Origin of the sequence: Simplicispira lacusdiani (genome assembly GCF_003604195.1) — a bacterium.
GTDB classification, from domain to species: Bacteria; Pseudomonadota; Gammaproteobacteria; order Burkholderiales; family Burkholderiaceae_C; genus Simplicispira; species Simplicispira lacusdiani.
Genome location: NZ_QXGR01000016.1, coordinates 9,908 through 26,988, shown reverse-complemented (window position 1 = coordinate 26,988; position 17,081 = coordinate 9,908). Strand labels below are relative to the sequence as shown.

General features: G+C 64.2%; 21 protein-coding genes and 4 tRNA genes. 9 read left to right on the top strand and 16 right to left on the bottom strand.

The features are described from left to right. From D8S75_RS16835 to D8S75_RS16815, 5 genes are all read right to left on the bottom strand, one after another. Window positions 1–104 (bottom strand): GTP-binding protein (locus D8S75_RS16835; RefSeq protein WP_229726451.1); only part of this gene is annotated, 104 nt, incomplete at its 3' end. Between the two features lie 77 nt (window positions 105–181). Continuing rightward, window positions 182–256, bottom strand: a tRNA-Thr gene (locus D8S75_RS16830). A 52-nt stretch (window positions 257–308) separates the two neighbouring features. After that, window positions 309–382, bottom strand: a tRNA-Gly gene (locus tag D8S75_RS16825). 72 nt (window positions 383–454) lie between these two features. Further along, window positions 455–540, bottom strand: a tRNA-Tyr gene (locus D8S75_RS16820). Window positions 541–637: 97 nt separating this feature from the next. Continuing rightward, window positions 638–713: transfer RNA gene (locus tag D8S75_RS16815), tRNA-Arg, on the bottom strand. A gap of 162 nt (window positions 714–875) precedes the next feature. On the opposite strand from D8S75_RS16815, the gene D8S75_RS16810 reads away from it, so the two are divergent. Beyond that, window positions 876–1,388, top strand: a complete 513-nt coding sequence (locus D8S75_RS16810) for a c-type cytochrome (RefSeq protein WP_119967530.1) — start codon at window positions 876–878, stop codon at window positions 1,386–1,388. A gap of 92 nt (window positions 1,389–1,480) precedes the next feature. Here the strand turns inward: D8S75_RS16810 and D8S75_RS16805 are convergent, their stop codons facing one another. Next, on the bottom strand, window positions 1,481–2,011 hold the full coding sequence (locus D8S75_RS16805) for a DUF2946 family protein (protein WP_119967529.1): 531 nt from the start codon (window positions 2,009–2,011) through the stop codon (window positions 1,481–1,483). A gap of 99 nt (window positions 2,012–2,110) precedes the next feature. Here D8S75_RS16805 and D8S75_RS16800 point away from each other — a divergent pair, with 99 nt between their 5' ends. The 3 genes from D8S75_RS16800 to D8S75_RS16790 all read left to right on the top strand — a co-directional run bounded on the left by D8S75_RS16800 (window position 2,111) and on the right by D8S75_RS16790 (window position 4,135). Continuing rightward, window positions 2,111–2,698 (top strand): LemA family protein, encoded by a 588-nt coding sequence (locus D8S75_RS16800; RefSeq protein WP_119967528.1) that lies wholly within the window; start codon window positions 2,111–2,113, stop codon window positions 2,696–2,698. 127 nt (window positions 2,699–2,825) lie between these two features. Continuing rightward, entirely contained in the window at window positions 2,826–3,611 is a 786-nt protein-coding gene (locus D8S75_RS16795; RefSeq protein WP_232829089.1) for a TPM domain-containing protein, read from the top strand. Window positions 3,612–3,613: 2 nt separating this feature from the next. Next, window positions 3,614–4,135 carry a TPM domain-containing protein gene (locus tag D8S75_RS16790; protein WP_119967526.1) on the top strand — a complete coding sequence of 174 codons (522 nt, stop codon included), beginning with the start codon at window positions 3,614–3,616 and terminating at the stop codon, window positions 4,133–4,135. A 96-nt stretch (window positions 4,136–4,231) separates the two neighbouring features. Here the strand turns inward: D8S75_RS16790 and D8S75_RS16785 are convergent, their stop codons facing one another. The 9 genes from D8S75_RS16785 to D8S75_RS16745 form a co-directional block, all read right to left on the bottom strand. After that, window positions 4,232–4,651, bottom strand: a complete 420-nt coding sequence (locus D8S75_RS16785) for a F0F1 ATP synthase subunit epsilon (RefSeq protein ID WP_119967525.1) — start codon at window positions 4,649–4,651, stop codon at window positions 4,232–4,234. 75 nt (window positions 4,652–4,726) lie between these two features. Further along, window positions 4,727–6,133, bottom strand: a complete 1,407-nt coding sequence (gene atpD, locus D8S75_RS16780; RefSeq protein ID WP_119967524.1) for a F0F1 ATP synthase subunit beta — start codon at window positions 6,131–6,133, stop codon at window positions 4,727–4,729. Window positions 6,134–6,166: 33 nt separating this feature from the next. Beyond that, entirely contained in the window at window positions 6,167–7,033 is an 867-nt protein-coding gene (gene atpG, locus D8S75_RS16775; RefSeq protein WP_119967523.1) for a F0F1 ATP synthase subunit gamma, read from the bottom strand. Window positions 7,034–7,051: 18 nt separating this feature from the next. Next, on the bottom strand, window positions 7,052–8,605 hold the full coding sequence (gene atpA, locus D8S75_RS16770) for a F0F1 ATP synthase subunit alpha (RefSeq protein WP_119967522.1): 1,554 nt from the start codon (window positions 8,603–8,605) through the stop codon (window positions 7,052–7,054). Window positions 8,606–8,649: 44 nt separating this feature from the next. After that, window positions 8,650–9,192 (bottom strand): F0F1 ATP synthase subunit delta, encoded by a 543-nt coding sequence (locus D8S75_RS16765; protein ID WP_119967521.1) that lies wholly within the window; start codon window positions 9,190–9,192, stop codon window positions 8,650–8,652. A gap of 10 nt (window positions 9,193–9,202) precedes the next feature. Next, window positions 9,203–9,673: a F0F1 ATP synthase subunit B gene (locus D8S75_RS16760; RefSeq protein WP_119967520.1), complete on the bottom strand. Its 471-nt coding sequence runs from the start codon at window positions 9,671–9,673 to the stop codon at window positions 9,203–9,205. A 34-nt stretch (window positions 9,674–9,707) separates the two neighbouring features. After that, on the bottom strand, window positions 9,708–9,977 hold the full coding sequence (gene atpE / locus D8S75_RS16755; protein WP_119967519.1) for a F0F1 ATP synthase subunit C: 270 nt from the start codon (window positions 9,975–9,977) through the stop codon (window positions 9,708–9,710). A 56-nt stretch (window positions 9,978–10,033) separates the two neighbouring features. Further along, entirely contained in the window at window positions 10,034–10,912 is an 879-nt protein-coding gene (atpB, locus tag D8S75_RS16750) for a F0F1 ATP synthase subunit A (RefSeq protein WP_119967518.1), read from the bottom strand. Between the two features lie 19 nt (window positions 10,913–10,931). Beyond that, window positions 10,932–11,405 (bottom strand): ATP synthase subunit I, encoded by a 474-nt coding sequence (locus D8S75_RS16745; protein ID WP_119967517.1) that lies wholly within the window; start codon window positions 11,403–11,405, stop codon window positions 10,932–10,934. 237 nt (window positions 11,406–11,642) lie between these two features. Here D8S75_RS16745 and D8S75_RS16740 point away from each other — a divergent pair, with 237 nt between their 5' ends. The 5 genes from D8S75_RS16740 to D8S75_RS16720 are packed head-to-tail and all read left to right on the top strand — an operon-like array spanning window position 11,643 to window position 15,256. Next, window positions 11,643–11,954, top strand: coding sequence for a YbeD family protein (locus D8S75_RS16740; RefSeq protein WP_119967516.1), 312 nt, complete (start codon window positions 11,643–11,645; stop codon window positions 11,952–11,954). Between the two features lie 31 nt (window positions 11,955–11,985). Beyond that, a complete protein-coding gene (gene lipB / locus D8S75_RS16735) occupies window positions 11,986–12,663 on the top strand; it encodes a lipoyl(octanoyl) transferase LipB (RefSeq protein ID WP_119967531.1) in 678 nt (225 codons plus the stop codon). Between the two features lie 13 nt (window positions 12,664–12,676). Further along, window positions 12,677–13,657, top strand: coding sequence for a lipoyl synthase (gene lipA, locus D8S75_RS16730; RefSeq protein WP_119967515.1), 981 nt, complete (start codon window positions 12,677–12,679; stop codon window positions 13,655–13,657). 18 nt (window positions 13,658–13,675) lie between these two features. Then, on the top strand, window positions 13,676–14,413 hold the full coding sequence (locus tag D8S75_RS16725) for an AraC family transcriptional regulator (RefSeq protein WP_119967514.1): 738 nt from the start codon (window positions 13,676–13,678) through the stop codon (window positions 14,411–14,413). Between the two features lie 9 nt (window positions 14,414–14,422). Beyond that, complete coding sequence (locus tag D8S75_RS16720) at window positions 14,423–15,256, top strand: DMT family transporter (RefSeq protein ID WP_119967513.1); 834 nt, start codon at window positions 14,423–14,425, stop codon at window positions 15,254–15,256. Window positions 15,257–15,323: 67 nt separating this feature from the next. On the opposite strand, the gene ptsP is transcribed toward D8S75_RS16720, so the two are convergent. Continuing rightward, window positions 15,324–17,078 (bottom strand): phosphoenolpyruvate--protein phosphotransferase, encoded by a 1,755-nt coding sequence (gene ptsP / locus D8S75_RS16715; RefSeq protein WP_119967512.1) that lies wholly within the window; start codon window positions 17,076–17,078, stop codon window positions 15,324–15,326. Between the last annotated feature and the right edge of the window lie 3 nt (window positions 17,079–17,081).

Here is a 17,081-nt window from a genome sequence, read left to right as displayed (position 1 = left end):
ACCGTGGCGATGGCCGCCGTCAGCGTCGTCTTGCCATGGTCCACGTGGCCGATCGTGCCCACGTTGACGTGCGGCTTCGTGCGCTCGAATTTTCCTTTTGCCATTTTTCCGACTCCGAAAAAAATCTATAACAACACAACAGGATTTCGGCGCAATCTCAAGCGGACGCACCTGAAATTTGTGGTGCCCATGGCGGGAATCGGACCCGCGACCTCTCCCTTACCAAGGGAGTGCTCTACCACTGAGCCACATGGGCAGCTTGAAGACCACTTGCGCGGCCTGGACCTGCAAACCGCGAAAGTGAAACATGGAGCGGGAGACGGGAATCGAACCCGCGTCATTAGCTTGGAAGGCTAGGGTTCTACCATTGAACTACTCCCGCATCGACAGCGATCACTGTCTTTGCGCAATCCACCCAGCCTGCCGGGCGATCTCGTGTTTCACATTCGCAAATTGGTGGAGGAGGCTGGATTCGAACCAGCGTAGGCGTAAGCCAACAGATTTACAGTCTGCCCCCTTTAGCCACTCGGGCACCCCTCCGGAGAATCTCAAATTATAGCCTAAAAATTCAGACTTTCACAAACCTTCGTGCATTCTTGCACTTTTTCTCTCGCCCTCGATCCTTGCGACAGGACATTGGCGCGGCTGGCGGGGATCGAACCCACGACCCTTGGCTTCGGAGGCCAATACTCTATCCACTGAGCTACAGCCGCTTTCTGACCAGAAAGGCGCCGCGCAACACACAGCACCCAAACGACCTAGCCAATGATTATCGCATGTACTTGCGCCCCCGCGGCGCAATGCCGTGCGGCACGGCCGCATTGCGAACTTCTTTATAATTTCTGATCCACATCAAGCCACCTGCCTGAGGTTTCATGAGCGCCCACCACAACGAAGAAGCCCATACGGGCCCCATCAAGAACCCCAAGCAGCTTCTGACCGCTGTTCTCTACGCCTTCATCGTGCCGATCTTCGGCATCATTGCGCTGGTGTTGTTCGTGACCTCCGGCAATAAAACCTCACCCGGAGCCGCCAACCCAGAGCGCGCCATCGCTGAACGCATCCAAAAGGTGGGCCAAGTCGTGATCCGCGATGCCAACCGCCCCCTTAAGACCGGTGAAGAGGTTTTCAACGCTCAGTGCGCTGCCTGCCACGCAACGGGCGCTGCTGGCGCCCCCAAGGCCGGCGACACCGCTGCCTGGGCATCGCGCATCAGCACGGGTTTTGACGCCCTGGTCCAGTCCGCCCTCAAGGGCAAGAATGCCATGTCACCCCAGGGTGGCGGCAATTTCAGCGATATTGAGATCGCACGCGCCGTGGCTTACCTTGCCAACGGCGCTGGCGCGAAGTTCGAAGCGCCAGCGCCCGCAGCCTCTGCCGCCAACTGAGGCATGACATCTGGACGGCGCACGTCCAGGCTTGCCCAGCCGGCCCCGTGCCGGCTGTTTGTTTTGATCCCGTCCGACTGTTCTCTGCACCACTATGGCTGGCGCTGCAGCGCGGCGGGACTCTGGATGTAGCCATACTGCTGTGCCAGCTCCCACGCCCGCGCGGGCCGCAATGGCCACCGCCCCACCTCAATACCTTCGGCTGCCATTGCCACATCCAGGCTGTGCACGAGGCCCAAGCCTGACTCGGTCTCGAAATAGACACGCCCCGCCTCGTCTTGCAGGCAGGCTGAAACCCTGGTTTGCCTGCCCGTGTGCGCATGCACGGTGAAGTCTGGTTGGATGCGCCAGATCCAAGGCGTGCACTCTAGTTCGACATAGACCCTCTGGGGTCCGTTCTGAAAGAACCACTGCCCCTGCGCATCGGCATCGTAATTGCGCCCAATGAATTCAACGAGTTTCTCGTGCCGCAGCCAATCCCCCTTGCTCTGCGGGAAGTCCCCCTGGGCTTGGGTGGCCGCGTCCCGCAGATACCAGCGTCCGCGTGCATCCAGCCCCAGCCACCCATAGCAATGCGGTACATGAGGCCACTTCGCCAACGCTTGTTTCACGATTTCGTCCATGGGGCAATTTTGCACCTCTCGGCCCCATAGGTTTGCGGCACAATGCCCTTCGCCAGAGCCAAGGCACTTTTGCCCATCCCGGCCTGACGACCGCTCACCATGAAACGCTTTCTTGTCCTGTGGATTGCCGTGCTTGCACTTTCGGGCTGCGGCTACAACGATTTCCAGCGCCTGGATGAACAATCCAAGGCCGCCTGGAGCGAGGTGCTGAACCAGTACCAGCGCAGGGCCGACCTGATCCCGAACATTGTCAGCACCGTCAAGGGAGAGGCCAGCTTCGAGCAAGAGACACTGACGAAGGTCGTCGAAGCACGCGCCAAGGCCACCGCGATCCAGGTATCTTCCGAGATGCTGAGCAATCCGGAAGCCTTCAAGCAATTCCAACAAGCCCAGGGCGAGCTTTCCGGCGCGCTGTCGCGTTTGATGGCGGTTTCGGAGCGCTACCCCACCCTGCAAGCCAACCAAGGATTCCGCGATCTGCGCGTGCAACTCGAAGGCACGGAAAACCGCATCACCGTGGCCCGTAACCGCTACATCCAGTCGGTGCAGGAGTACAACATCCTGGTCCGCAGCTTCCCCAGCAACCTGACGGCCATGGCATTCAGCTACCAGCCCAAGCCTGCATTTGCCATCGCCAACGAGGATCAGCTTGCTGCGCCGCCAGCCGTGGATTTTGGCAAAAAGTAATTTGCTTGACTGATTTATGCTTCAAGCGCTTATCTGGCGTGCGCTAATAGCTATATTATTGATAGCAAATTTTTCTTTCTGCGCCAGTGCGCAGACGCTCCAACCCGTTCCTGCGCTTGCATCGCGCGTGATCGATCAGTCGGCGACCCTCGGTGATGCCGAGATCGCCGCCATCGAGTCAAGGCTGACGGCGTTCGAGCAGGAGCGCGGCACCCAGATCGTCGTGCTGCTGGTTGCGACGACGGCGCCGGAGGATATCGCCTCCTATGCCAACCGCGTTGCCAACCATTGGAGGATCGGGCGCAGGGACGTAGGCGATGGACTGCTTCTGGTCGTTGCCAAGCAGGACCGCAAATTGCGCATCGAGGTGGCCAAGGCCCTCGAAGGGGCCATCCCCGACCTGGCCGCGCGGCAGATCATCGACGAGGCGATTGCTCCGCACTTCAAACAAGGCCGCTATGCCACAGGCATCGATGCCGGGCTGGACCAGCTTTTCGCCCGCATTCGCGGCGAGGCCCTGCCCGCGCCAGCCATGCAGAACTCCCCTCTTGCCAGCCACGCAGCGGGGTTCGACTGGGTGGATCTGGGCATCTTTCTGTTTTTCGCCGTGCCCATCGGAGCCGCGATCGCTCGCGCGGTCTTGGGTCGCGCCTTGGGCACGCTGGCCACCGGTACCGCTACGGGATTCCTGGCCTACTTCATTACCGCCAGCCTCGGGCTGTCGGTGGTCGCTGCCCTGCTGTCCATGATCTGGGGGTTGGCCACCGCCAGCTCCCGCGGCTATGGCAACAGCGGCGGCTGGGGCGGCGGCTCCTTCTCATCCGGAAGCGGCGGCAGCAGCGGTGATTCGGGCGGGTTCAGTTCAGGTGGTGGCGGAGACTTTGGCGGCGGTGGCGCCTCGGGGGACTGGTGAACATGTCGAACGGTTTCATGCGCCTGCGGCGCATCATCCACCACCAATGGCTGGCGCTGCGCGATCCGGCGAGCCGTATCTTCACTCCGGCATTGCGCACACGCCTAGCGCAGCAAGTGGCCACGAGCGAGTCCCGGCATACCGGTCAGATCCGCATTTTTGCCGAATCCGCCTTGCCGCTGAGCTACCTCTGGCGCCACGCCAGCAGCCGCGAGCGCGCCATCACCATTTTCGGCAAGCAGCGGGTCTGGGACACCGAGCACAACAACGGCGTGCTGGTGTACCTGCTGCTGGCCGAGCATGCCATCGAGATCGTTGCAGACCGTGGATTGAACCGGCATGTCTCACCTCAAGCGTGGCACGGCGTGGCGGAGCGCATGGGGCAGGCACTGGCCGGCGGCCGATGGGAACAGGGACTGAGTCAGGCCGTCGATGAAGCCACGGCGTTGCTGGTGGCCCACTACCCAAAGGCACCCGAGGCCCTGCAGAACAACGAACTGTCGGACGCACCAGTGGTGCGCTGAGCACGTCCGGGGGTGCGCGCTTTTCCGCAGCCCCCACAAAGCAAAAACCGCCCTTGCGGGGCGGTTTTTGCGGATGCTGAAGAGAAACGCGCGCGCTTACTTCTTCTGGCGGTACTTGCGCAGGGCTGCAATCTGGGCTGCCATGATGGCCAGCTCGGATTGAGCACGTGCCAGGTCGATCTCGCCCTTGGCATTCTTGACCGCTTCCTCGGCGGCCGCCTTGGCGGTGTTGGCCTTTTCATCGTCCAGGTCCTTGCCGCGCACTGCCGTGTCGGAAAGCACCGTGACGCAGTCGGGCTGCACTTCGAGGATGCCACCGGCCACGAAAACAAATTCTTCGCTACCGTCGGCCATCTCGATGCGCACAGAACCCGGCTTGATGCGGGTGATCAGCGGCGTGTGGCGCGGATAGACGCCCAGCTCACCGGCTTCGCCGGGCAGGGCCACAAAGCGCGCCTCGCCAGAGAAGATGGACTCTTCGGCGCTGACAACGTCGACATGTATGGTGTTGGCCATCTGGATTCCTTTGGAACTCTACAAAAAGCGGAGCAAGCAGGTTGGCGGACACCGTGAAGGCATCCGCCGACCTGATTACGCCATCTTCTTGGCTTTCTCGAAGGCCTCGTCGATGGTGCCGACCATGTAGAACGCCTGCTCGGGCAGGTGGTCGCACTCGCCGTTCACGATCATCTTGAAGCCACGGATGGTTTCGGCCAGCGGCACATACTTGCCCGGCGAGCCCGTGAACACTTCGGCCACGTGGAACGGCTGCGACAGGAAACGCTGGATCTTGCGGGCGCGGGCCACGGCCAGCTTGTCCTCGGGAGCCAGTTCGTCCATGCCCAGAATGGCGATGATGTCGCGCAGTTCCTTGTAGCGCTGCAGCGTGCCCTGCACACCACGGGCCACCTGGTAATGCTCTTCACCCACCACCTGCGGGTCCAGCTGGCGGCTGGTGGAATCCAGCGGGTCCACGGCGGGGTAGATACCCAGCGAGGCGATGTCACGCGACAGCACCACGGTGGAGTCCAAGTGGGCGAAGGTCGTGGCGGGCGACGGATCGGTCAAGTCATCGGCAGGCACGTACACGGCCTGGATGGAAGTGATCGAGCCGACCTTGGTGGAGGTGATACGCTCTTGCAGGCGGCCCATTTCTTCGGCCAGGGTAGGCTGGTAGCCCACGGCGGAAGGCATACGACCCAGCAGAGCGGACACTTCGGTACCGGCCAGCGTGTAACGGTAGATGTTGTCCACGAAGAACAGCACGTCACGGCCTTCGTCACGGAACGACTCGGCGATGGTCAGACCAGTCAGGGCCACGCGCAGACGGTTGCCCGGGGGCTCGTTCATCTGGCCGTAGACCATGGCCACCTTGGACTCGCCCAGGTTCTCCAGGTTCACGACGCCAGAATCGGCCATTTCGTGATAGAAGTCGTTCCCTTCGCGGGTACGCTCGCCCACACCAGCGAACACCGACAGACCCGAGTGGGCCTTGGCGATGTTGTTGATGAGTTCCATCATGTTCACGGTCTTGCCCACGCCGGCGCCACCGAACAGACCCACCTTGCCGCCCTTGGCGAACGGGCACACCAGGTCGATCACCTTGATGCCGGTTTCCAGCAGCTCCTGCGACGGCGACAGTTCGTCGTACGCGGGGGCTTTGCGGTGGATGGAGGCCGTCAGGGCCTGGTCCACGGGGCCGCGCTCATCGATGGGCGTACCCAGCACGTCCATGATGCGGCCCAGGGTGGCCTTGCCCACGGGCACCGTGATCGGCGCGGCGGTGTTGGTCACCACCAGACCGCGGCGCAGGCCGTCGGAAGAACCCAGGGCAATGGTGCGCACCACGCCGTCGCCCAGCTGCTGCTGCACTTCCAGCGTCAGCGCCGAACCGTCGAGCTTCAGGGCGTCGTAAATCTTGGGCATCTGGTCGCGCGGGAACTCCACGTCCACCACGGCGCCGATACATTGAACAATCTTGCCTTGCACTTGAGCCATTTTTCGCTCCAATAATGTTGTCTGTTGAGCTGCTTACACAGCGGCTGCGCCAGCGACGATTTCCGAAAGTTCTTTCGTGATCGCTGCCTGGCGCGTCTTGTTGTAGACCAGCTTCAACTCGCCAATAACGCTGCCTGCGTTGTCGGTGGCAGCCTTCATGGCCACCATGCGCGCCGATTGTTCGGACGCCATGTTTTCAGCAACCGCCTGGTAGATCAGAGACTCGACATAGCGGACCAGCAGATCGTCGATCACGCTCTGGGCGTCGGGTTCATAGATGTAATCCCATCCATGTTCCGTCTTCTCGGCCTGCATCTGCGCGGAGGACAGGGGGAGCAGCTGCTCCACCACCGATTCCTGCTTCATGGTGTTGATGAACTTGGTGTAACACAGGTACACCGCGTTGATCTTGCCTTCGGCGTATGCATCGAGCAGCACCTTGACGGGGCCGATCAGCTTGTCCAGATGCGGCGTATCGCCCAGACCCGTCACATGCGAAACCACCTTGGCACCCACACGGTTCAGGAAACCCAGACCCTTGTTGCCAACGGCCACGGCTTCCGTGGACACGCCCGCACCCTGCAGCTCACGCAGCTTGGTGGTGACGGCGCGCAGCACGTTGGTGTTCATGCCACCGCACAGGCCCTTGTCTGTCGTGACCACGATGACACCGGCCACCTTGGAGTCGTTCACTTTCATGAACGGATGGACGTACTCGGGGTTTGCCTGACCGAGGTTGGCTGCAATATTGCGGATCTTCTCGCTGTAGGGACGGGCAGCGCGCATCCGGTCCTGCGCCTTGCGCATTTTGGATGCGGCCACCATTTCCATGGCTTTGGTGATCTTCTTGGTGTTCTCCACCGATTTGATCTTGCCGCGTATTTCCTTGCCTGCTGCCATGATGGCTCCTCGTCCGGTTTAAGCGAACGACTTCTTGAACGCAGCGATCGCGGCGGTCAGTTCGGCTTCAGCGTCCTTGTCCATGGCCTTGGCCTGCTCCAGCTTGGCCAGAAGGGCTGCATGGCTGGTCTTCAGGAACTGGTGCAGACCGTGTTCGAAGTCCAGAACCTTCTTGACGTCGACGTCGTCCATGAAGCCCTTGTTCACCGCGAACAGCGAAGCGCCCATCAGCGAGATGGACAGCGGGCTGTACTGGGCCTGCTTGAGCAGTTCGGTCACGCGGGCACCGCGGTCGAGCTGCTTGCGGGTGGCTTCGTCCAGGTCGGAAGCAAACTGCGCGAAGGCAGCCAGTTCACGGTACTGGGCCAGGTCGGTACGGATACCGCCGGACAGGTTCTTCACCAGCTTGGTCTGCGCGGCACCACCGACGCGCGACACCGAGATACCGGCGTTGATGGCGGGGCGGATACCTGCGTTGAACAGGTTGGTTTCCAGGAAGATCTGGCCATCGGTGATCGAGATCACGTTGGTCGGAACGAAAGCGGACACGTCGCCGGCCTGCGTTTCGATGATCGGCAGTGCCGTCAGCGAACCGGTCTTGCCCTTGACTTCACCCTTGGTGAAGGCTTCGACGTAATCGGCGTTCACGCGGGCTGCGCGCTCCAGCAGACGGCTGTGGAGATAGAACACGTCGCCGGGGTAGGCTTCACGGCCTGGAGGGCGGCGCAGCAGCAGCGAAACCTGGCGATAGGCCACAGCTTGCTTGGACAGATCGTCGTACACGATCAGGGCGTCTTCGCCGCGGTCGCGGAAGTATTCACCCATCGTGCAGCCCGAATAGGCCGACACGTACTGCATGGCGGCCGACTCGGAGGCCGACGCAGCCACGACGATGGTGTATTCCATCGCGCCGGCTTGTTCCAGCGAGCGCACCACGTTCTTGATCGACGATGCCTTCTGACCGATGGCGACGTAGATGCAGGTCACGCCCTGGCCCTTCTGGGCGATGATGGCGTCGATGGCCACGGCGGTCTTGCCGGTCTGGCGGTCACCGATGATCAGCTCGCGCTGGCCACGGCCGACGGGCACCATGGAGTCGATACACTTCAGGCCCGACTGGAGCGGCTGGTCGACGGACTGTCGCGCGATCACGCCCGGGGCGACCTTCTCGATCACGTCGGTCAGCTTGGCGTTGATGGGGCCCTTGCCGTCGATCGGCTGGCCCAGGGCGTTGACCACGCGGCCCACCAGTTCGGGGCCCACGGGCACTTCCAGAATGCGGCCCGTGCACTTGACGGTGTCACCTTCGGAAATGTGCTCGTACTCGCCCAGAATCACGGCGCCGACGGAGTCGCGCTCGAGGTTCAGTGCCAGGCCATAGGAGGGCGTGCCGTCCGCGGTGGCGGGGAATTCGAGCATTTCACCCTGCATCACTTCCGACAGGCCATGGATGCGCACGATACCGTCGGACACGGACACCACGGTGCCCTGGTTGCGGATATCGCTGCTGGCTGCCAGACCCTCGATGCGGCTCTTGATCAGTTCAGAAATTTCTGCGGGATTGAGTTGCATGACTCTTTCCTTCTTTCTTTGTTTAGCCGAGACCTCGATCGCGCTTACGCAACGAGGGCCGCTTTCATTTGTTCCAGACGGGCCTTGACCGAGGTGTCCAGCACCTCATCGCCCACCACCACGCGAATGCCGCCGATCAGCGTCTCATCCTGCTGCACGGCGAGGTTGAGCTTGCGGCCAAAGCGCTTTTCCAGCGCGGCAGACACCTCCGTCAGCGCCGTGGCGTCCATGGGGAACGCGCTGTAGACGATGGCATCCGAAGAGCCATTGCGGCGGTTCACGAGGGCACGGAACTGCGCAGCGACTTCAGGCAGCGCATTGAGGCGGCCATTGTCGATGACAGTGCGCAGGAAGTTCCTGGCGGTATCGGGCAGCGCGGAACGCGCCACGCCGGTGATGACATCGAACACCTGGTCCGAAGTCACCTTGGGGCTGTCCGCCAGCTGGCGGATCTGCGGATTGGCGGCAATCGCCGCCAATTCGTCAACCCAGGCAGCGGTGCTGCCCAGATCGACACCCGCATTCGCAGCACAGGCCTTGAACAAGGCTTCGGCGTAAGGGCGGGCAATGGTGGCGAGTTCAGCCATGTGCGTCCCCTTACAGCTCGGTCTTCAGGCGGTTGAGCAGGTCGGCGTGGACACCGGCATTCACTTCCTTGCGGAGGATCTGCTCGGCACCCTTCACGGCCAGCGCGGCCACCTGCTCGCGCAGGGCCTCGCGGGCTTGCACGGCCTGCTGCTCGGCCTCGGCGCGGGCAGCGGCAACGATCTTGTTGCCCTCCTCGGTCGCACGGGCCTTGGCTTCTTCGATGATGGCCTGTGCACGGCGGTCGGCATCGGCCAGACGGGAAGCCGTCTCGTTGCGCGCTTGTGACAATTCCTTCTCGACGCGCTGGTTGGCAGCGGTCAGTTCGGATTTGGCACGGTCGGCGGCAGCGAGGCCATCGGCGATTTTCTGGGCTCGTTCGTCCAGTGCCTTCGCGATCGGGGGCCACACGAATTTCATCGTGAACCACACCAGGATCAGGAAGACTATGGCCTGAACGAACAGGGTCGCGTTGATACTCACGGCAACACCTTTCTAAAGTGGCGTCGAACGGGAATTACTTGGGCAGGTTGGCCAGCAAGGTCGAAGCGAAGGGGTTGGCGAATGCGAACAGCAGAGCGATAGCCACGCCGATCAGGAAGGCGGCGTCGATCAGACCGGCCAAGATGAACATCTTGGTTTGCAGTTCGTTGATCAGTTCGGGTTGGCGTGCCGACGATTCCAGGAACTTGCCACCCATCAGCGCGATACCGATAGAAGCGCCGACAGCGCCGAGACCCACAATCAGACCGCAAGCCAGAGCGACGAGACCGAGAATGTTTTCCATGATGACTCCTGAGTAAGAAAGAAAGGTTAAGGAAAGAAAAAACGAAGGAACAAAACTTAGTGCGCGTTGTGCGCCTGACCGAGGTAGATCAGTGCCAGCATCATGAAAATGAATGCTTGCAACGTGATCACCAGAATGTGGAACAGCGTCCAGATGGTGCCAGCAATGATGTGGCCCACAGGCAGCAGTACCCCAGACAACGACAGCGCAGCAGCCCCACCCATCAGGGCAATCAGCATGAAGACCAGCTCGCCAGCGTACATGTTGCCAAACAACCGCATGCCATGGGACACGGTGTTGGCGACATATTCAATGATTTGCATCAGCACGTTCACCACGCCCAGGATCAGGGCGAAGATCGGATTCTTGCTGGTGCCGAAGGGCGCGGACACCAGTTCATGCGCCCAGCCGCCAGCGCCCTTGATCTTGACGCTGTACCAGAAGCGCAGCATCAGCACGGCAAAGGCCAGGCCCAGCGTGGTGGACAGGTCGGCCGTCGGCACGACGCGCAGGTAGGCGTGGTGCGGATCGTGGCCGGTCACGCCGTAGAACCACGCCCACAGCGCGGGCAGGCCATCCACGGGCAGCATGTCCATGAAGTTCATGAAGAAGATCCAGACGAACACCGTCAGACCCAGCGGCGCGATGAACTTGCGGCTCTCGGCGCTGTGGATGTTGGCCTTGGCCTGGTTATCGACCATCTCGACCAGGATCTCGACCGCGGCCTGGAAACGGCCAGGCACGCCGGAGGTCGCCTTGCGCGCGGCGCTCCAGAGAACCAGCACCGCCAGCAAGCCGAGGGTCAGCCCGATGATGATGGAGTCGTAATTGATCACCGAGAAATCGACGATCTTGGTCTGCGTCGTGTTCTGAAGATGCTGCAGGTGGTGAACGATGTATTCACTTGCAGTCGGAGCATGCGCTTCTGCGGCCATCGGACAACTCTTCTCTTTATCAATCGGTTTTTCGGACACCGGGCCGCACCATGAGCGCGATCCAGTACGTTTTCATCGTTACCACCATGCCGACCAGCAATGCCAACCAGCTCAGCTGCGCCACCACCCGGGGCGCCGCAGCCAGCATGGCGACGGTCAGCACGATCTTGACCAATTCCCAGCCAAAGAATCCCACCATGGCCACCCGCGTGGAGACCGCCCCGCGCTGACGCGCCATGCCGCGCGCAAACAGCGCAGCGGGCAGCACCACCGACAGTGCGCCATAGCCTGCCGACCAGGCCACATGCGATTCGCCAGACACCCCCCAGGACACCATGGCCACCAGCACCCCCATGAGGGCCTGCGCCGCCACCAGCCGCCACACCGACACCGCTGGGTGCCGCTTGCGCCACTCCTGCGCCTCTTGGGCGGTCAGGGGCTTGAAGTCAGGATCTTCAGCCTCAGCTTCCGTCTCGGGAGCGATTTTTTGCATCGTTCGTGCTCCGCGTAACTTGCTGAAACTTTCACAAAGCCATTGATTATAAGTAAAAACCCGGGCACAACAGCAATGCTTTCCAACTCCGTGCCGGATTGCACGTTTTGCCCGGTCCGCGCCGTTGCGCACCACCAACGCACAGGCCGGCGCCAGGGATGCACCACATCAGTGCAACAAATGCCCTCCAAGGCATAATGGCAAAGCGCCAGCAGCTATCAATTAAAGAGCACAACCATGACTTCCATCCCGGCCGGCAACGGCCCCCTGCCCGATGGCACCGACCCGCGCAAGGACTCCCTGATCGAATACCCCTCGCGCTTCCCCATCAAGGTGATGGGCCTGCGCGCGGAGGGGTTCATTCCGGCCATCGCCGAGGTCGCCCGGCGCTTCGACCCCGGGTTCGACGCGGCCAGCATCGAGCAGCGCGAAAGCAGCGGCGGCAAGTACCTGGGCCTGACCCTCACCATCACGGCCACCAGCCGCGAGCAGCTGGACGGCCTGTACCACGCGCTCTCGTCGCATCCGATGGTCAAGGTCGTGCTCTGACATGCACGCACCCGCCCCCCTCGAAGCCCACATGCTGGGCCGCGTGCCCTACCTGCCCACCTACCAGGCCATGCAGGACTTCACGGCCCAACGCACATCCGATGAACCCGATCAGCTATGGATTTGCGAGCACCCCCCGGTTTACACCCTGGGACTTGCGGGCACGCGCGCGCACCTGCTGAACCCCGGCAATATCCCCGTCGTGCCCACCAACCGGGGCGGCCAGGTCACCTTCCACGGCCCGGGCCAGGTGGTGGCTTACCCGCTGCTGGACCTGCAACGCGCCGGTTACTACGTCAAGGAATACGTCTACCGCATCGAGGAGGCCGTGATCCGCACGCTGGCGCACTTCGGCATCACGGGCCACCGCGTGGCCTCGGCACCGGGCATCTATGTGCGCCTGGACGATCCGCACAGCCACGCCCGGCTGCCCCAGCGCCCGCAGAAGGGCGCCGGCGGCCCGGGCCACACGCCCGATTTCACGGGTCTGGGCAAGATCGCGGCGCTGGGCCTGAAGGTCAGCCGCCACTGCACCTACCACGGCGTGGCGCTCAACGTGGCCATGGACCTGGAACCCTACGCGCGCATCAACCCTTGTGGTTATGCAGGCTTGCGAACGGTGGACCTTTCTACAATCGGGGTCCACACCACTTGGGAAGAGGCCGCAGACGTGCTGGGCAAACAGCTCAGCATCCGGCTCGCGCCCTGACCCGCCACCAGCCATGAGCACCTCCGACGTCGTGCGCGAAGCGCAATCCACCGCAGACTACAACCCGCTGGCCAAGCAGAAGGCCGCCGCCAAGCTCTCGCGCATCCCCATCAAGGTCGAGCAGGCCGAGGTGCTGAAGAAGCCCGAATGGATCCGCGTCAAGGCCGGCTCGCCGACCACGCGCTTCTACGAGATCAAGCAGATCCTGCGCGAGAGCAAGCTCAACACCGTGTGCGAGGAAGCCTCCTGCCCGAACATCGGCGAATGCTTCGGCCACGGCACAGCCACGTTCATGATCATGGGCGACAAGTGCACGCGCCGCTGCCCGTTCTGCGACGTGGGCCACGGCCGTCCCGACGCGCTGGACCAGGAAGAACCCCTGAACCTGGCCCGCACCATCGCCAAGCTGCGCCTGAAGTACGCCGTCATCACCAGCGTGGACCGCGACGACCTGCGCGACGGCGGCGCCGGCCATTTCGCCGAATGCATCCGCCAGATCCGCGCGCTCTCGCCCAGCACGCAGATCGAGATCCTCACGCCCGACTTCCGGGGCCGCGACGACCGCGCGCTCAGCATCCTGCAGGAAGCGCCGCCCGACGTGATGAACCACAACCTCGAAACCGCGCCGCGCCTCTACAAGGAAGCCCGCCCCGGTTCCGACTACCAGTTCAGCCTGAACCTGCTGAAGAAGTTCAAGGCCCAGAACCCGAGCATCCCCACCAAGAGCGGCATCATGGTCGGCTTGGGCGAGACCGACGAGGAAATCCTGCAGGTCATGCAGGACATGCGCGCGCACGACATCTCCATGCTGACCATCGGCCAGTACCTCGCCCCCAGCAACAGCCACCTGCCGGTGCGCCGCTACGTGCACCCCGACACCTTCAAGATGTTCGAGGCCGAGGCCTACAAGATGGGCTTCTCGCACGCCGCCGTGGGCGCCATGGTGCGTTCGAGCTACCACGCCGACCAGCAGGCCAAGTCGGCCGGCGTGTAAACGCTGGCAGGGCTGCGCATGGACCAGGCCGAAGCCCTTTCGCTGCGGCACTACGGCGCCTCGCCAGGCAGCCACAGCCACGGCCATTTCCAGATCCTGCTGGGCCTGTCGGGCGCGCTCGACCTCGAAGTGGAAGGGCGCGGCCTGCGCGTGGCCAGTGGCGGCGGCTGCGTGATCGAGCCCGGCGCGCGCCACGACTTCGAATCCGCCCACGGCAGCCTGTGCCTGGTGCTCGACAGCGACCACCCCGGCTGGGCGCGCTGCATGGCGCACCCTGCTCCCGCCGCCCACGCGCTGCCCCTGGCGCGCTACCTGGCCAGCGCGTTGCAGCAAGGTTTGCCGCTGGCCCAGGCGCAGGGGCCGGCGCTGCTGCGCGAGGCCTGGCTGCCCGGCGCCGCATCTGCCCCGCGCCCGTCCCCCCGGCGCCGCGCCATCGATTGGCAGGCGCTGCGCCTGTGGGCCGCCGGCCAGTGGCAGCACCCGCTCACCGTCGCCGACCTGGCCGAGCGCACGCACCTGAGCCCGGCCCAGTTCGCCGCGCGCTGCCGCGAGGAGCAGGGCCTGGCCGCCATGGCCTGGCTGCGCGGCCTGCGGCTGGACCAGGCGCAGTGGCTGCGCGCGCGCGGCCTGCCCGTGGCCGAGGTGGCGCGCCGCACCGGCTACCGCTCGCCCTCGGCGCTGACGGCCGCCCTGCGCCGCCGCGAACCCGCGTTGCGCGACGATGCGCCCGCGCCGCGCGATGGTGCCGGCGCTTAAGCTCGCGCCATGCAAGCCAATCTGTACGCGCTGGGCGCCATCGCCCTGTGGGCCTCGCTCGCCTCGCTGGGCGTCTCGCTCACCCATGTTCCGCCTTTCCTGCTGACCGGCATCGCGCTGGTGATCGGCAGCGTGCCGGCCTGGCCGCTGGTGCTGCGCGACCCGTCGCAATGGCGTATTCCGCTGCGCACGCTGGCGCTGGGGGTGTACGGCCTGTTCGCCTACCACTTCCTGCTGTTCATCGCGCTGCGCAACGCGCCGCCCGTGGAGGCCAACCTGGTCAACTACCTGTGGCCGCTGTTCATCGTGGTGCTGGCGCCCGTGGTGCTGCCGGGCGTGGCGCTGCGCCTGCCGCATGTGCTGGCGGCCCTGCTGGGCTTCGGCGGCGCGGCCATGGCGATCGCGGGCGGGCGCGAGCTCAGCGGCACGCTGGCCTGGGGCTACCTGCCGGCGGCGGCGGCGGCCTTCATCTGGGCGACCTATTCGCTGCTGACCAAGCGCGTGGCGGCCTTCCCAACGACGGCCATCGGCCTGTTCGGGCTGGTGTCGGGCCTGCTGTCACTGCTGTGCCACGCGCTGCTGGAGCCCGCCGCCACGCTGCAGGCGCGCGACTGGGCGCTGCTGGCGGTACTGGGCCTGGGGCCGCTGGGGGCCTCGTTCTACCTGTGGGACAAGGCGCTCAAGCTCGGCGATGCGCGCCACATCGGCATCCTGAGCTACATCACGCCGCTGGCCTCGACGACGCTGCTGGTGCTGGTGAGCGGACGCGGCTTCAGCGCCAGCCTGGCGCTGGCCACGGCCATGATCATCGGCGCGGCCGTGCTGGGCATGCGGGCACGCTGATTTATCTCAGGAAAAACGGCCCTGACGCCCTATAAATGGGCACCAATAGCTATAAAATCAATAGCGATCAAATCGCGGCGCGCGTCTCGGCACCTTCGTCGTCCAGCACGGTGCGCGCCCACACGGAGAGCTTGCGCGTGTCGGCGCGCAGCACTTCCTGCTTGATCGCCAGGATCTGCGCCGGGTGCATGGAGAAGCTGCGCAGGCCCAGCCCGAGCAGCAGGCGCGTCATGGCGAGATCGCCCGCCGCCTCGCCGCAGACCGAGACGCCCTTGCCCTGCGCCCGGCATTCGGCGATGACGTCGGCCACGAGGCGCAGCACGGCCGGGTGCATGGGGTCGTACAGGTGCGCCACCGATTCGTCGGCGCGGTCGATGGCCAGGGTGTACTGGATCAGGTCGTTGGTGCCAATCGACAGGAAGTCGAAATGGCGCAGGAAGTGCCGCACCATCAGCGCCGCGGCGGGCACCTCGATCATCGCGCCCAGGCGCGCGGGCCCATGCACGGCGCCACGCGCGTCCAGCTCGGCGCGCGCCAGGCGCACCTGCGCCAGCGTCTGCGTGATCTCGCTCGGGTGGGCCAGCATGGGGAACAGGATGTTCACCTGGCCGTGCGCGGCCGCGCGCATCACAGCGCGCAGCTGGGTGCGGAACATGGCCGGGTCGGCCAGGCTCCAGCGGATGGCGCGCAAGCCCAGCGCGGGGTTGAGCGAATCATCCTTGTGCGCCTTGTCCAGCGGCTTGTCGGCACCGATGTCGATGGTGCGGATGGTGACCGGCAGGCCCTGCATGCCCTCCACGGCCTCGCGGTAGGCGTGGTACTGCTCCTCCTCGTCCGGGAGGTTGCCCAGGCGGCCCATGAACAGGAACTCGGTGCGAAACAGCCCCACGCCCACGGCGCCGGCGGCCACGGCCGTCACCGCGTCACCCGGCATCTCGATGTTGGCGAGCAGATCGACCTTCTGGCCATCGACCGTGACCGCCGGCGTGTGCCGCAGCCGCGCCAGGCGCTCGCGCTCCAGCTCGATCTGGCGCTGGCGGAAGCCATATTCGGCCAGGATGATGGGGGAGGGGTCGACGATCATCACCCCCGCATCGCCGTCGATGATGACCCAATCGTCCTGGCGCACCAGTTGGCTGGCCGAACGCGCGCCCACCACGGCCGGGATGTCCATGCTGCGCGCGACGATGGCGGTGTGCGAGGTCTTGCCACCGACGTCGGTGACGAAGCCGGCGAACACGCTCTTCTTGAACTGCAGCAGGTCGGCCGGAGAAAGGTCGTGCGCCACCAGCACCAGCGGGACGTCCACCGTGTCGTCGAGCAGCAGGTCCTGCTGCGTCTTGCGCCGCGGGCTGCTGGCGGGCGGCGCCACCGGATGGGCCACGCCCTTCATGTGGCGCAGGATGCGGTCGACCACCTGCTCCAGATCGGCCTTGCGCTCGCGCAGGTAGTCGTCCTCCATCTCGTCGAACTGGCGGCCGATGACTTCGAGCTGCGTGGTCAGCGCCCACTCGGCGTTGTACAGGCGCTCGGTGATCCAGTGCTTGACGCCGCTGGTCAGCATCTCGTCCTGCAGCAGCATGAGATGCACGTCGAGCAGCGCGGTCAGCTCGGGCGGCGCGTCCTGCGGCATTTCGCCCTGCAGGCGCTGCAGCTCCTCGACCACGGCATTGCGGCCGCGCCGCACGCGTTCGATCTCGTCCTCGATCTGGTGCGGCTCGACGAAATAGTGCGCCACCTCGACACGGCTGGAGCCCACCAGCACCGCGCGCCCGATGGCGATGCCACGCGCGACGGCCAGGCCCGGGACGGAGAAGGTCATGGC

What these genes read in the sequence shown, in the direction of transcription:
- D8S75_RS16810 (WP_119967530.1), top strand. Translation starts at nt 876, where the DNA reads ATGAGCGCCCACCACAACGAAGAAGCCCATACGGGCCCCATCAAGAAC.
- D8S75_RS16805 (WP_119967529.1), bottom strand. Translation starts at nt 2,011, where the DNA reads ATGGACGAAATCGTGAAACAAGCGTTGGCGAAGTGGCCTCATGTACCG.
- D8S75_RS16800 (WP_119967528.1), top strand. Translation starts at nt 2,111, where the DNA reads ATGAAACGCTTTCTTGTCCTGTGGATTGCCGTGCTTGCACTTTCGGGC.
- D8S75_RS16790 (WP_119967526.1), top strand. Translation starts at nt 3,614, where the DNA reads ATGTCGAACGGTTTCATGCGCCTGCGGCGCATCATCCACCACCAATGG.
- D8S75_RS16785 (WP_119967525.1), bottom strand. Translation starts at nt 4,651, where the DNA reads ATGGCCAACACCATACATGTCGACGTTGTCAGCGCCGAAGAGTCCATC.
- atpD (WP_119967524.1), bottom strand. Translation starts at nt 6,133, where the DNA reads ATGGCTCAAGTGCAAGGCAAGATTGTTCAATGTATCGGCGCCGTGGTG.
- atpG (WP_119967523.1), bottom strand. Translation starts at nt 7,033, where the DNA reads ATGGCAGCAGGCAAGGAAATACGCGGCAAGATCAAATCGGTGGAGAAC.
- atpA (WP_119967522.1), bottom strand. Translation starts at nt 8,605, where the DNA reads ATGCAACTCAATCCCGCAGAAATTTCTGAACTGATCAAGAGCCGCATC.
- D8S75_RS16765 (WP_119967521.1), bottom strand. Translation starts at nt 9,192, where the DNA reads ATGGCTGAACTCGCCACCATTGCCCGCCCTTACGCCGAAGCCTTGTTC.
- atpE (WP_119967519.1), bottom strand. Translation starts at nt 9,977, where the DNA reads ATGGAAAACATTCTCGGTCTCGTCGCTCTGGCTTGCGGTCTGATTGTG.
- atpB (WP_119967518.1), bottom strand. Translation starts at nt 10,912, where the DNA reads ATGGCCGCAGAAGCGCATGCTCCGACTGCAAGTGAATACATCGTTCAC.
- D8S75_RS16745 (WP_119967517.1), bottom strand. Translation starts at nt 11,405, where the DNA reads ATGCAAAAAATCGCTCCCGAGACGGAAGCTGAGGCTGAAGATCCTGAC.
- D8S75_RS16740 (WP_119967516.1), top strand. Translation starts at nt 11,643, where the DNA reads ATGACTTCCATCCCGGCCGGCAACGGCCCCCTGCCCGATGGCACCGAC.
- lipB (WP_119967531.1), top strand. Translation starts at nt 11,986, where the DNA reads ATGCTGGGCCGCGTGCCCTACCTGCCCACCTACCAGGCCATGCAGGAC.
- lipA (WP_119967515.1), top strand. Translation starts at nt 12,677, where the DNA reads ATGAGCACCTCCGACGTCGTGCGCGAAGCGCAATCCACCGCAGACTAC.
- D8S75_RS16725 (WP_119967514.1), top strand. Translation starts at nt 13,676, where the DNA reads ATGGACCAGGCCGAAGCCCTTTCGCTGCGGCACTACGGCGCCTCGCCA.
- D8S75_RS16720 (WP_119967513.1), top strand. Translation starts at nt 14,423, where the DNA reads ATGCAAGCCAATCTGTACGCGCTGGGCGCCATCGCCCTGTGGGCCTCG.
- ptsP (WP_119967512.1), bottom strand. Translation starts at nt 17,078, where the DNA reads ATGACCTTCTCCGTCCCGGGCCTGGCCGTCGCGCGTGGCATCGCCATC.